Annotated in this window: 11 protein-coding genes; 6 read left to right on the top strand and 5 right to left on the bottom strand. The window is 38.8% G+C overall.

The genetic code is table 11. The features are described from left to right. Positions 1-601: 601 nt before the first annotated feature. Together U859_RS0127285 and U859_RS0127280 are read right to left on the bottom strand one after the other, a co-directional pair. Positions 602-1,156 carry an NUDIX domain-containing protein gene (locus U859_RS0127285; protein ID WP_025146401.1) on the bottom strand — a complete coding sequence of 185 codons (555 nt, stop codon included), beginning with the start codon at positions 1,154-1,156 and terminating at the stop codon, positions 602-604. Between the two features lie 92 nt (positions 1,157-1,248). Next, a complete protein-coding gene (locus tag U859_RS0127280) occupies positions 1,249-3,741 on the bottom strand; it encodes a TonB-dependent receptor domain-containing protein (protein WP_025146400.1) in 2,493 nt (830 codons plus the stop codon). A 219-nt stretch (positions 3,742-3,960) separates the two neighbouring features. Between U859_RS0127280 and U859_RS0127275 the strand changes: the two genes are divergently transcribed. Beyond that, a complete protein-coding gene (locus U859_RS0127275; RefSeq protein ID WP_025146399.1) occupies positions 3,961-4,887 on the top strand; it encodes an NAD(P)-dependent oxidoreductase in 927 nt (308 codons plus the stop codon). 524 nt (positions 4,888-5,411) lie between these two features. After that, complete coding sequence (locus tag U859_RS0127270) at positions 5,412-5,879, top strand: OsmC family protein (protein ID WP_029986215.1); 468 nt, start codon at positions 5,412-5,414, stop codon at positions 5,877-5,879. Positions 5,880-5,952: 73 nt separating this feature from the next. Here U859_RS0127270 and U859_RS0127265 read toward each other — a convergent pair whose 3' ends face one another. Continuing rightward, positions 5,953-7,833, bottom strand: a complete 1,881-nt coding sequence (locus U859_RS0127265) for a M1 family metallopeptidase (protein ID WP_025146398.1) — start codon at positions 7,831-7,833, stop codon at positions 5,953-5,955. Positions 7,834-8,077: 244 nt separating this feature from the next. Between U859_RS0127265 and greA the strand changes: the two genes are divergently transcribed. After that, a complete protein-coding gene (gene greA, locus U859_RS0127260) occupies positions 8,078-8,551 on the top strand; it encodes a transcription elongation factor GreA (RefSeq protein WP_025146397.1) in 474 nt (157 codons plus the stop codon). An 84-nt stretch (positions 8,552-8,635) separates the two neighbouring features. Further along, entirely contained in the window at positions 8,636-9,034 is a 399-nt protein-coding gene (locus tag U859_RS0127255; RefSeq protein ID WP_025146396.1) for an HIT family protein, read from the top strand. 55 nt (positions 9,035-9,089) lie between these two features. Here U859_RS0127255 and U859_RS0127250 read toward each other — a convergent pair whose 3' ends face one another. Further along, positions 9,090-9,965 (bottom strand): hypothetical protein, encoded by an 876-nt coding sequence (locus tag U859_RS0127250; RefSeq protein WP_025146395.1) that lies wholly within the window; start codon positions 9,963-9,965, stop codon positions 9,090-9,092. 176 nt (positions 9,966-10,141) lie between these two features. Here U859_RS0127250 and U859_RS0127240 point away from each other — a divergent pair, with 176 nt between their 5' ends. Together U859_RS0127240 and U859_RS0127235 are read left to right on the top strand one after the other, a co-directional pair. Beyond that, positions 10,142-10,780 (top strand): RNA polymerase sigma factor, encoded by a 639-nt coding sequence (locus tag U859_RS0127240; protein ID WP_025146394.1) that lies wholly within the window; start codon positions 10,142-10,144, stop codon positions 10,778-10,780. After that, on the top strand, positions 10,777-11,961 hold the full coding sequence (locus U859_RS0127235) for a hypothetical protein (RefSeq protein ID WP_025146393.1): 1,185 nt from the start codon (positions 10,777-10,779) through the stop codon (positions 11,959-11,961). Before U859_RS0127240 ends, U859_RS0127235 begins: the two co-directional genes overlap by 4 nt. Here U859_RS0127235 and U859_RS0127230 read toward each other — a convergent pair. After that, complete coding sequence (locus U859_RS0127230; protein WP_025146392.1) at positions 11,958-12,848, bottom strand: pirin family protein; 891 nt, start codon at positions 12,846-12,848, stop codon at positions 11,958-11,960. The two genes, U859_RS0127235 and U859_RS0127230, sit on opposite strands and share 4 nt — an antisense overlap. Positions 12,849-12,899: the final 51 nt, after the last annotated feature.

The raw sequence follows: 12,899 nt of genomic DNA, 5'->3' as shown, positions 1-12,899 counted from the left end.
GATTAGTTAATGAAATTTGATGATTTCCATGCTTAATACAATTCATGTCCCATCTGAAATTGTGAGGGAAATTTTATGATCTAGGCCATTATAATTCTCTATTAACTAGCTAAATGAACAGCAAACGTTCCTATGGAACGAAAATTATCTTCAACTTTTGGGGTTACCGATGATTTGTCCCTAACGGGACAGTGGATTTTTCTATAAAACGATTAGTTAATGAAATTTGATTATTTCCATGCTTAATACAATTCATGTCCCATCTGAAATCGTGAGAGAAATTTTATGATTGAGGCATTATAATTCTTTATTAAATAGCTAAATGAACAGCAAACGTTCCTATGGAACGAAAATTATTCTTCAACTTTTGGGGTTACCGATGATTTGTCCCTAACGGGACAGTAGATCGGTTTAAAGAATGCATAGTTTATAGGCTGAGATTTGGATTTCGGATTGTTGACCGAATTTTAATCTTATGCTCAAGCCCATTAAAGGATAAATTTTCCATTTATTACATCTCGTGTCCCATCGGGACATATCGTAGGTAGAAAAAAATGAAATATTTTTTATGTTCCGTTAGGAACATTTGGTAATTGCGATATTACAAATCCCCATTCAACATCATCAGCTTTGCTTTTAAAATTGCTGCAACGCTCATTGAGTCCGTAATTTTTCCGTTTAAGACCATTTGATAAGCTTCTTCAAAGGGTAATTTTTTTACCACAAGCTCTTCGGTTTCTTCGGGCATGGGGATTCCTTGAATTAAGTCGGTAGCGATATAAATAATGCTCAGTTCATCGCTCACGGAATTGGAAAGGTGCATTCTTTGAATTTCTTTCCAGTTTCTGGCACTCATTCCAGTCTCTTCCAATAATTCTCTGCGGGCACTTTCTAAAGGAGCTTCGTTGAGCGGGCCGCCGCCTTCAGGAATTTCCCAGCTGTAAGCATCCAGTGCATATCGGTACTGGCCCACCAGCCAGGTGTTGTAATTTTCATCTAAAGGAAGGATCCCAATGGCCAGATTTTTAAAATGAACAGTGCCATAAATTCCTTTTCCGCCAGATGGGTTAATTACCTGATGTTCGGTTAAGCGGATCCAGTTGTTATCATATTTTACCTCGCTCTCCAGCGTTTTCCAGGGGTTAATTTCTTCCATGCTGCAAGATAAACAATATGATTTTATATGGGAAGTGTGAAGGATTAATAAAAAGGTGCTTAGATTTTTTTCTAAGCACCTTTGATCAAAGTTTAGAATGATCCTTCATCAGGACGGCTATCCTGCTGATCGTCTTTTTTCTTTTTATTAGTACCAGTAAATGTGGTTTTTCCGAAACGGTAAGAGAAGGTCAGGCTGCCCATTGTTCCCTGCATCTGACGTTGGAAATCAACTATGGTGTAGTTGTCTTCTGTTGTCATGCTCCATCTTCTGGTATTAAATACATCCCTGACATTGAAACTTAAAGATGCTTTTTTATTTGGGAAATCATATTTCGCACCACCATCAATGCCGTACATCGCGTTACGTTTTCCTTGTGCCATTACCTCTGCTGCCCTGTAATCGCCACGTACCTGCAACGATAAATTTTTAACTACCGTTAAATTTCCGGTTACGTTGGCATTCCAGCTAAATCCACTGCTTGATGGAATATCAAAACGCTCATCGCCGGCAAACTTGGCCTGGTATAAGTTTACGTTGGTGGTGAAATTTAAAGCTTTAATCAGATCAAAACGGCCGATTAATTCTACTCCGCTATTAATCTGGTTCGACAAGTTTTGAGGGGTCGAAGTAATGATGCCGTTAACAGGCGTACTTCTTACACGTTGAATTACGTCGTTGGTTTTGCGGAAATACAAACTCGATGTTAAGGTTACTTTTTTCCAGTACTTGCTATAACCCAATTCGAAAGAGTGAACATCCTCCGGTAATAAATTCGGATTACCGCCTCTATAGTTTAAAGGATCAGAAACATCTAAAAACGGGTTGGTATCCCAAGGGCGTGGACGGTTTACACGGCGGGTATAGCTTAATTGAAGCTGATTGTCGCCTTTCAGTTTCTGTGTTAAGAAAACACTTGGATATAATCTTTTGTAGTGGATATTTCCTTCGGCCGTAGTTAATACATTGTTGGTATAACCTTCCAGGTGGGTATCTAAACGCGCATCTTCAGCCCTTAAACCTACCTGATAGCCAAAATCCTTAATCTGGTTCTGGTAGTTGAAATAAAGTGCGTGTACCTGATCTTTGCTATCGAAACCATTGATCAATTTGTTGTTGCTTACATAAACATTGGTATTGGTTGGGATGGAATCGGCATACTGATCGTTATTTCCTAAGCGGATCTGGCTGCGGTAACCCACTTCAATTTTACCGGCTTTACCAACTGGCAGGGCATAATCCGTCTGAATATTATAGTTGGTATTATTACCCGTGTTAAATACACGCTGTAAACTCAAGGTTTCATCAATTGGCACACCATTGCGGTTGGTGGTATTGGTGCTGTAAGCCTGATCGTTGTTATTTGTACCGTAAGAGTAGCCGAAGTTAAAGGTTAATTCTTCTTTTGGCTTTTTAAACTTCTGTACATAATCCAGATTCGCATCGTAACTATTGCCATATCCATCAGTAGTATTGGTTCTGTTACTCAGTAAAACCGGGGCATTGTTTGAATTTAACTGTCTGATATTAAGCAGGTCATTGCGGTCATTTTCTCTCGAGTTGAAACCACCCGATAAACTGATTACGCTTTTTGGAGCCAAGTAATAATCGATACCCGCTTTAGCATTGTGGCCTTTATCTAAAGAATTTGAAACCGTATTCTGGTTTGCGAAAGCTGTTGAACCTGGTGCTGCTGTTTTATAAGTGATGTCCTGAAAACCTCCACCTCTACGGTTGCCATAACGGTAGCTGTAATTACCATAAATGTTTACTTTACTATTCTGGAAGCTTAAATTGGTGTTTGCGTTATAGTTATCGCGGTTACCTGCAGTTACAGCCGCAGAGCCATTAAAACCCAATTTGGTGTTTTTCTTCAATACAATGTTGATGATGCCTGATTGACCTTCGGCATCGTATTTTGCAGAGGGATTGGTAATCACCTCAACACTTTCAATTGAACTGGCCGGGATAGATTGCAGAATCTGAGCTACGTTACCACCAGCGATTAAAGATGGCTTACCATCAATTAAAACTTTTACACCGGTTGATCCACGAAGGCTCACATTACCGTCCATATCAGTAGAAACTGAAGGAACATTTTGCAATAAATCGCCCGCAGAACCGCCTTCGCTGATTACACTCTGATCTACAGCGAAAATCTTTTTATCGATTCCCATTTGCATGCCCTGTTTTTGGCCTGTTACGGTAATTTCGCTTAACACATTGCCTTTTGCAGCGTTCATTTTAATGTCGCCAAAATTTAACGTACCTGTATTGGCCGTAATGGTTACATTATCTCTAACCATGGTTTGGTAGCCAACAAAGCTGATTTTAAAGGTAAAAGTCCCGGCAGGGAGATCAGTCATTGCGAATGCACCATTCACGTCTGTTTGAACTATTTTGGCATTTTTTGCTGTGGCTTTATTAATTAAGACTGCTGTGGCAAAAGGAATGGTTTCTTGTGTTTTGGCATCTTTAAGTACTCCGGTAATTTTTGCTTTTCCACCTGTTTGTGCGAAAAGGCTAAATGATAAGGTAAGAAGCAGGAGGGTAATCTTTATTGTTTTGTATTGTAAAAGTCTCATTTAAAAAATAAAATTTGTGTGTTTTTATAAAGGGAGACAAAGTAACGGCAAGTAAGTTTAATAAATGAGCCGTAACTATTTTATTACAGCCATTTTATAGTAATATTTTTGTGGGTTAAATCAGCAATTAACAGTTCTCAATTAGCAGTGTCCAGTTTTTCCAAAACTATAAACGAATATTACAATTGAACAATGTGCAAAATGTTACTTTTGTTCATTATGAATAAGATATTAATTGTTGATGACCTGCACCCTGTATTTAAAGAACAGGCCATTGCCATGGGCTACCAGGTTGATGATGAACCGCAGATTACCCGTCAACAAACTTTAGATAAAATAAAAGATTATACTGGAATTGCCGTTCGGACAAAGTTTAGAATTGATGCTGAAATTTTTGCTGCCGCCCCAAATTTAAAGTTTGTGGCCAGGGCAGGAGCAGGTTTGGATAATATTGATGATAAAATTGCCTTTGAAAGAAATATAGAACTGATTAATGCTCCTGAAGGTAACTGCGATGCCGTTGGCGAACATGCTACAGGTTTGCTATTATCCTTAATGAATAACTTCCGCAGGGCAGATATGGAGATCAGGAATGGCATATGGGACCGTGAAGGTAACCGTGGTTATGAGCTGAAAGGCAAAAAGGTTGGTATTATCGGTTATGGTTTTATGGGACAGAGCTTTGCTAAAAAACTGGCAGGTTTTGAGGTGGATGTAATGGCTTACGATAAATATAAAACAGGTTTTAGTGATGCTTTTGCCCGTGAAGTAAGCATGGAAGAAATTGTAAAACACAGCGATGTGTTGAGTTTGCATATTCCACTAACAGCTGAAACCAAACAGATGGTAGGTGATGAATATTTTTTTCATTTTAAAAAGCCAATTTTCTTTATCAATACGGCTAGAGGAGAAATTGTAAGTACATCTGCGGTATTGAATGCCATAAAAACAGGAAAGATTTTGGGTGCCGGGTTGGATGTTTTGCAGACTGAAAAATTCCCTGCGTTAGGAGAGCAGCCCTGGTATGATGAACTTAAAAATAACGATAAAGTAATTTTAACCCCACATGTTGGCGGCTGGACATTCGACTCTTATCGTAAGATCTCGGAAGTTTTGGCCGAGAAGTTAAGCGGACTTAGTTTTTAAGTTAAATTAACGTGAGTTTTGGGTCTTAATTTCGTCATTGCGAACTGAAGAAGGGGTTTTGCGTAGGAGTGAAGCAATCTTTTTGGATGATAAATAGATGATAAATTGCTTCGGCTCGCAGATATCCAGCCTCTCAATGACTAAGTATTTTGTAATAAACTAATAGTCAGATGTAAAGATCCAAAATTCATTTTAAATTAGGCCTCGCAGGTTTTAAAGACCTGCGAGGTCTGGATTCCCCGATTGTGCTGCTAGCTATGTTAAATAAACCTGATTGAAGTGAACATTCCGATTTTTCATCGGAATAAAACGGAAAGCAGGACTTTCGGAACCGAAGCAAACCGAACCCTGTTTTTCCTATTAATATTAACCACATAAGCCATCTTAGAACATCTAAGTGATAAGCGCTTATATCATGACCTCGCAGGTTTCAAAAACCTGCGAGGTCTGAAAGTAGGGGCAAAAAATAGATAAATCTCCATTTTATTTTCTTAAATTGGCAATACAATCTAACCAATTTTATCATGCCGAAAGATCACTTATATTCTACTACAGTTACCTGGACCGGTAATAAAGGTTCGGGTACGATGGATTACCGTTCGTACGATCGCGATTACGTTATTTCAGTAAAAGGCAAGGCCGATATTTCCGGTTCATCAGATTCTGCTTTTTTGGGCGATAAATCTAAATATAACCCTGAAGACCTTTTGCTGGCATCAATTTCCAGTTGCCATATGCTCTGGTATTTGCATTTGTGCTCTAAAAATGAAATCGTAGTAATCGATTATAAAGATGAAGCGGTAGGTACAATGGAAGAATTGGCTGATGGGAGCGGCAGATTTAGAGAAGTTACCCTTCATCCGCAGGTTTTAATAGCCGATAAGGCACATTCCGAACTTGCAGCATCGCTGCATCATGAAGCCAATAAAATGTGTTTTATTGCCAATTCATTGAATTTTCCGGTTAAACACGAGCCGGTACTCAGTTATTAGTTTACAGTTCTCAGTCAACAATTTTCAGTTGGCAGTTTGATATAATTGCCAACTGAAAATTGCAAGCTGTTAATTATTTCGCTTCCCAAACATTGTCTTTCGGCGTAGCATCTACATAAATGCCATTATCCAAACTGATTGACGTTATTTTTTTAGTGGTGTTAACTGTTATATTAACTTCTTGCTGGTTTGCTTTCCAAACCGCTGGAGTTTGGTGGATGGTATCAGCTTTTCCATCAGTATAAGTCACTATTACATCAAACGGAATGGCAAAACCGCCAATATTTTTAACAGCTACTGTCGATTTTCCTGTTGCAGGCGTTACTTTGGTAATGGCTAAATCGAGGTAATTATTGGTAAAGAACCAGTTTTGGAAAAACCAGTTTAAGTTTTGCCCTGATCCTGCGTTCATCGAATTAAAATAATCCCATGGAATGGGGTGTTTACCATTCCAGTTGCTCATATAAGTATGTAATGCTTTCTTGAATAAGTCATCTCCCAACATATCTTTTAATGCCAGGTAAGATAATGATGCTTTTCCGTAAGAGTTATTTCCATAGCCAGCACCCGAAACCTGATCAGACATCGAAATTACCGGTTGATCTTCTTCTGTAGATTTATCGTTAATGTATTGATCAACTCTAAATTTCTTGTAAAAATCATCAGCAGCTTGTTTGCCATGCTCAGCAATACCAATTACATATTCGAATGTTGTGGCCCAACCTTCGTCCATATAAGCATAACGGGTTTCGTTAATGCCCATGTAAAATGGAAAGTAAGTGTGCGCCACTTCATGATCCTGAACCAGCTGTGCAAAAACAGGATCGCCAAACTGCGAATCGTTCACCATCATCGGGTATTCCATGTCAGCAAAACCCTGAAAAGCAATGGTTTTAACGTAAGGATAAGGGATGCCCGGCCAATTGTTCGAAAACCAGTCTAAAGCATTCAAATTATATTTAACCGAGTTAACGAAATCTTTTCCTGTGGTTGGATTATATGCCGCTTGGGCGCTTGATCTGCGATTAGTCTTTTTATCTACAATCACACTTGCGCCATCCCACACATAGTGGTTGCTCAGTGCAAAAGTAACATCTGTAATATGGTTTACGGTAAATTTCCAGGTGTTCCAGTCTTTTTGCTGGGTTACTTTGCCATCTTTCATTTCCTGTTCGGTAGCAATGTGGATCACCTCATCACCATTATACGATTTTTTTAAACGGGCAGAAATCTCTGGCTGTAGCACCTCATCAGGATTAAGGAAATCGCCTGTGGCATATACCACATAATTTTTAGGTGCTTTAACCGAGAATTCGTAATCGTTAAAATCGTTATAAAACTCAGCCCTATCGGTATGTGGAATGCGATCCCAGCCGTTATAATCGTCGTAAACTGAAATGCGGGGATAACTGTAAGCCACAAAGAAAGAGTTTGGATCAATCTGCCCTTCGCGGCCACTTTCTTTTGATAAAGGGTAATCCCATTCAATTTTAACGGTAATTTTCGATTTTGGAGCCAATGGTTTCTTCATTTTTACATTACCAACCGTTCCCCAGTTTTTGCTGTCTACCTTATAAGTTTCACCATCAATAGAAAAAGAGGTAATGTTTAGCCCTGTGCTCAAAAAATCTTCACTCACTGCGCCGTTTCTTGGAGAAGTTGGTTTATGCAGGTTGTTTACAAAGCGGATGGCCAGGTTTTTTAAGGTATCGGAACTGTTGTTGCTGTACAAAACTTCTTCTTTACCGCTTACCACTTTGGTTTCGGCATCTACTTTAATATCCATGTTGTACTTGCCATGGTTCTGCCAGTAATTTGGCCCTGGCTTTCCATTCATCGAGCGTGTGCCCTTGGCGTATGCTGCTTTGATATTCCGGGGCATATAAAGCTCCTGGGCCGAAGCCATATACCCGCCCAGACTAAGGAGCAGGGCAATAGAAAATAACTTTTTCATTTTTTAAGAATAATTTAAGCTAAAATAGGATTAATGATTGAGTTAGAGAATGATTGAAAGAGAGATTTAAAAAATGATTGGATAAAAGGTCTTAAAATCTAAAAATCCGTTAAATCTTAATCTTTTATTTGCTTTTGTAATTTCCACATTTTATCTTCGTTATAATTGAAGCAAGACTATGTAGCAAACCAACTATATAGTCTTGTTTGTTTTTTATAGCGTTTGAATAAAAATTAATAGAGCAATGACAGAGGTAACATACTACACCCAAGAGGGGTTGGATAAATTGAAAGAGGAGGTACATTATCTAACTACCACCGGTCGTCAGCTTATATCTAAAGCAATTGCAGAAGCAAGGGATAAAGGTGATTTATCGGAGAATGCAGAATACGATGCCGCAAAAGAAGCGCAAGGTTTGCATGAAGCTAAAATTTCAAAATTAAAGAATACGTTGGCAAATGCACGTTTAATTGATGAGTCGAAAATGGATTTATCAAAAGTATTGGCATTATCTATCGTAAAAATAAAAAATGTTAAAAACGGTGCAACCATGACTTACCAATTGGTGGCCGAAACAGAGGCAGATTTAAAAACAGGAAAAATTTCTGTTAAATCGCCGATTGCACAGGGCTTACTGGGCAAATCGGTAGGCGAATTCGCCGAAATTGAAGTGCCTGCAGGTAAAATGCAGTTTGAAGTGCTAGAGATATCGAGATAAGGTAAGAGGTGGAGGGTGTAAGGTTTAAGGCCTATCCTCAGCCATAAAAACCCTAAACCTCACACCCTAAACCCTATACCTCAAATGACTATCTTTTCAAAAATCGTTGCTGGCGAAATCCCTGCGCATGTTGTAGCCGAAACTGTAGAATATTTAGCTTTTTTAGATGTTCAGCCTTTAACAGCAGGGCATGTATTGGTGATCCCTAAAATTGAAACCGACTATATATTCGATATGGATGAAGATCTGTATGTTGGGCTTTGGATGTTTGCCAAGATTGTAGCCAAAGGTGTAAAAATAGCTTTTCCTTGTAAAAAGGTGGGTGTTTCGGTAATCGGATTGGAAGTTCCGCACGCACATATTCATTTAATACCAATGAATAATGTAAGCGATATGAACTTTAGCAAAGAAAAATTAAAGCCAACAACTGAAGAATTGGCTGAGGCTGCTGAGAAAATTAAGCAGGCTTTATTAGCAGTATAAAAAAGGCCGGCTGATACCATCAGCCGACCATTCTACCCGCCTAACCCAAGTATTTTTATTGTGCCGGAGCAACAGTAGCGTTTAGCTGTAATACAGGCCAAACCGATCCTGGCGTTTTTCCAACCAGGAAGCCTTGATTATCGCCCCTGTTTACATCTGGGACATAATAGTATAATGGCCATCCTTTGTAGGTTAACTGTTTTTTGCTAATTGTGGCTACAGTAATTACGCCGATATCGGTTTTTGTTACAGCCGAAGGCACATTAAGTATTTCAGATTCGTAAACGGGCCAAATACCTTCCTGTGTAGCACTTTTGGTATAGGTATTTACACCATTTTTATCTGGCGCAAAGGCATATAAAGTACGACCTTTGTTATCGGTGAGGTAAATGGTTTTGCCATCGCCTACAGCATAGGTATTTGTGAAATTGGTACTGGTTCCGCTTACTTTTCCCATCAATTGTGTATTAGCCAACATTAAAGAATAATCGGGCTTAGCCACAAACCAGATTCCACCAACACCATCTCCCTTAATATCACCTTTTGCAGCATCGCCGGCAAAGTAATAAAGTGGATAACCGCGATAAGTACTCTGTTTACGTCCATCAGCTCTGGTAACTTCTCCAACTTCGGCTTTGTTCAGGTTTAAATCTGTACTGGCATCTGCGGAATAATAAAGTGGCCAGGTTGTTTCGCAACCACCTGTACAGGTTGGTGTGCCTGCAGCATCAGATGAAAAGAAGTATAAAGTTTTACCATCTTTATCCGTTAGTACCGATCCAAATTTGGTATCACTTGCCAATTGGATTCCCTTGTTATTATTAGTAACAGGTGGTGTTGTAGGTTCGTCTGAACTATTTTTCTTGCAGGCAGTGAATACCATGGCTATACAGGCAATAACCAATAGATTCTTTTTTAAGTAGATTAGCATAAGATTTTTGTTTTTAGTTTTAACTTTAATAAAAATTGATATGCCGCTATTACGCCTCCAAATTGCAAATGGTTGCTTATAGAATGGATATTTTTAACCAAAACGAACAAAATAAAATATTTTTTAAAAAAGTAATTTTTAAGGCAACCTTTTGTTATCCCTTGCCGTAATGTGTGTTGAAAGGAGAACTTGTGACCGCTAACCGCGATAGTGAAGAAATTATACAAAAGTATATTCAGGGCTGCGTTAGAAATGAAAGAGATAGTCAAAAAGCACTATACAAGCATTTCTATAGCTTTGCTATGGGTATCTGTTTGCGTTACGCACACGATCGGTTAGATGCTGCAGGGATACTGAACGATGGTTTTTTTAAAGCCTTTAAAAATATAGCCAAATATGAAAATTCTAAGGCATTTATGCCCTGGCTCGGACGGATTATAACCAATACCGCTATCGATTATTACCGGGCGAATTTAAAATTTGCCGATCATGTAGATATTCAGGAACATGAAAACATCGCTCAGGTAAGTTCGGTGTACGATAAATTGGCCTATAACGATCTGCTGGCATTGGTGCAGGCCCTAAGTCCTGCCTACCGAACGGTTTTTAACCTTTTTGCTATAGACGGTTATAACCATGAAGAAATTGCCGAAATGCTGGGTATATCAATCGGAACATCAAAGTCGAACCTGTTCAAAGCCAGGCAGAAATTACAGGAAATGCTAAAAGCTACTGATGCGAAAACTTACCAGGTAAGGAGTTCGGGCGTAGATAAAAACCTTTTACATATAAGGTTAAACACAAACATGCAATGAAAGAGGGAAAAGATATAGATAAATTATTTAAAGATGGATTGGGAAACCCCGATCTGCCTTTTAATGATTTAGATTGGGATAATCTGGAGGAAAGATTGCATCCAACGCCGAAAAGGAGGGTTGTGCCTTTGTTTTGGCTAGCCGCTGCAGCGGGAATTGCAGCGATGTTATTGATCGTGTTTTTACTAGTAAAGCCATCTGGTAAACAAAATGATGTTAAAGCGGTGGTGAAAACCGATAAGGAGAATCAGAATAATAATAATAAACAAAATAATACAGGAAATTTAACCGGGCTACCTACAAAACAGATTGATCCTGTTGTAAATATAGATTCAAATTCGTTTGCTGTAAACCAAAAAAATATTGAAGCAGGTAAATCAATTCAGAAGCATATGACTGATGTAAATGTAGAAATTGGTCAAAAAGCCATTGAAACTACAGATAATAATACCAGTTTGTTAGCCAATGTGGAGTTTAAGCCAGATTTAAGTTCGAAAATCGCTCCTGTTGAATTTAAAGATCAAAATTTAACAGCAAATGTTGCCATAGGCAAGCCTGAGCGGATTAAACCACCGGTTTTGAAACAAAAATCACGGTTTGTGTTGAGTATTTTAGCTGCGCCTGATTTAACCCGCGTTCAAAAATCGGGTACAAGTAATTTAAGCGGCGGCTTTGGAATAGAGGCCACTTACCTGATAACCAAAAAGCTAAGTATAACCTCAGGAGCATCCTATGCCAAGAAAATTTATGATTCGGATTTTAGTTTATACAATCCCAATACCAGTTATATTTTTAAAATAGCCCCATCAAATATCCACGCCAATTGTGATGTGATCGATATTCCTTTAAATGTGAATTATAAGGTTTTTGGAAATAGCAGAAATTCAATTTCGGTGAGTACCGGGCTTTCGAGTTACCTGATGTTAAAGGAAAAATACAGTTATTCTTATACAGGAGATTATAAAGGCCCTCAAGATTTTGAAGTTAAGGGTCAAAATCAACATTATTTAGGTATTGCCAATGTTGGGATAGAGTTTCAGCATAAAATAAATAATAATTTAAGCATCAGCGCCAAACCTTTTATGAAAATCCCTTTAACTGATATTGGTTACGGAAATTCAAGGTTATCCTCAACAGGCGTAGCAGTTTCAGTAAATATGAACCTGTTTAAGAAAAATTAATGTTTAATATTCTTAATAGGATCGGGTAAAGGCACAAAATCTGTTTCGCCAGGTACAGGTTTAAAGCTTTGTTCGAGCCACTTTTGCTTTGCCTTCTCGATAAGTTCTCTATCAGAAGCAACAAAGTTCCAGTAAATAAAACGTTCTTCAGGAAAAGGCTCTCCTCCGAAAATGTAAACCGTGGTATTTGCGTGCATGGTAAATTCGCAGAGTTTAGCATCATTGGCAATTAAAATCTGGCGGGGTTCAAAAATATGTCCGTCGCTTTCTATTGCGCCTTCTAAAATATATAGGGCACTCTCTCCGAAAAGAGAATCGCCGATACTTACTTTCTGGCGATCAGTGCTTTTTAACTCTAAAAAATACAGCGGACTGTAAACGGGCACGGGCGATTTTCGTCCGAAAGCTTCACCAGCAATTAATTTAATGGCAACGCCATCTTGCTCCCATGCAGGGATATCGGCACCCTCTATATGAAAAAATTCAGGTTCCATTTGCTCCAGCGCTTTGGGCAAAGCCACCCAGATCTGTAAGCCATGCAGCATTTTATCGGTATGACGAAGGTATTCTGGCGTTCTTTCAGAGTGTACGATGCCACTGCCTGATGTCATCCAGTTTACCTGGCCTGGTTTGATGACTACATCAGACCCCAGACTGTCTTTATGGGTAATTTCTCCTTCGAATAAAAAGGTTAAGGTAGAAAGTCCGATATGTGGATGCGGCGGAACATCAAGATTTTCGTGATCGCTCATCGCGGCCGGCCCCATGTGGTCGATAAAAGAAAAAGGACCAACCATGCGCTTCTCTCTGAAAGGCAAAAGCCTGCCAACCATAAAATTGCCAATGTTTGCTGGCCTTTCTTCGATAATCAGTTTAATGTTCGACATGTGGAGATCAATTTTAAAAAGGTGAATTTAAGGAAAAATATTGTCATCTTT

The sequence above is a fragment of the Pedobacter jeongneungensis genome, from assembly GCF_000633455.1.
GTDB lineage: Bacteria > Bacteroidota > Bacteroidia > Sphingobacteriales > Sphingobacteriaceae > Pedobacter > Pedobacter jeongneungensis_A.
Note: the sequence above shows the minus strand (reverse complement) of the source record. Positions and strands in the feature narration are given on the sequence as shown.

Coding starts and splice junctions, on each gene's coding strand:
- U859_RS0127285 (WP_025146401.1), bottom strand. CDS start 1,156: ATGGAAGAAATTAACCCCTGGAAAACGCTGGAGAGCGAGGTAAAATAT.
- U859_RS0127280 (WP_025146400.1), bottom strand. CDS start 3,741: ATGAGACTTTTACAATACAAAACAATAAAGATTACCCTCCTGCTTCTT.
- U859_RS0127275 (WP_025146399.1), top strand. CDS start 3,961: ATGAATAAGATATTAATTGTTGATGACCTGCACCCTGTATTTAAAGAA.
- U859_RS0127270 (WP_029986215.1), top strand. CDS start 5,412: ATGCCGAAAGATCACTTATATTCTACTACAGTTACCTGGACCGGTAAT.
- U859_RS0127265 (WP_025146398.1), bottom strand. CDS start 7,833: ATGAAAAAGTTATTTTCTATTGCCCTGCTCCTTAGTCTGGGCGGGTAT.
- greA (WP_025146397.1), top strand. CDS start 8,078: ATGACAGAGGTAACATACTACACCCAAGAGGGGTTGGATAAATTGAAA.
- U859_RS0127255 (WP_025146396.1), top strand. CDS start 8,636: ATGACTATCTTTTCAAAAATCGTTGCTGGCGAAATCCCTGCGCATGTT.
- U859_RS0127250 (WP_025146395.1), bottom strand. CDS start 9,965: ATGCTAATCTACTTAAAAAAGAATCTATTGGTTATTGCCTGTATAGCC.
- U859_RS0127235 (WP_025146393.1), top strand. CDS start 10,777: ATGAAAGAGGGAAAAGATATAGATAAATTATTTAAAGATGGATTGGGA.
- U859_RS0127230 (WP_025146392.1), bottom strand. CDS start 12,848: ATGTCGAACATTAAACTGATTATCGAAGAAAGGCCAGCAAACATTGGC.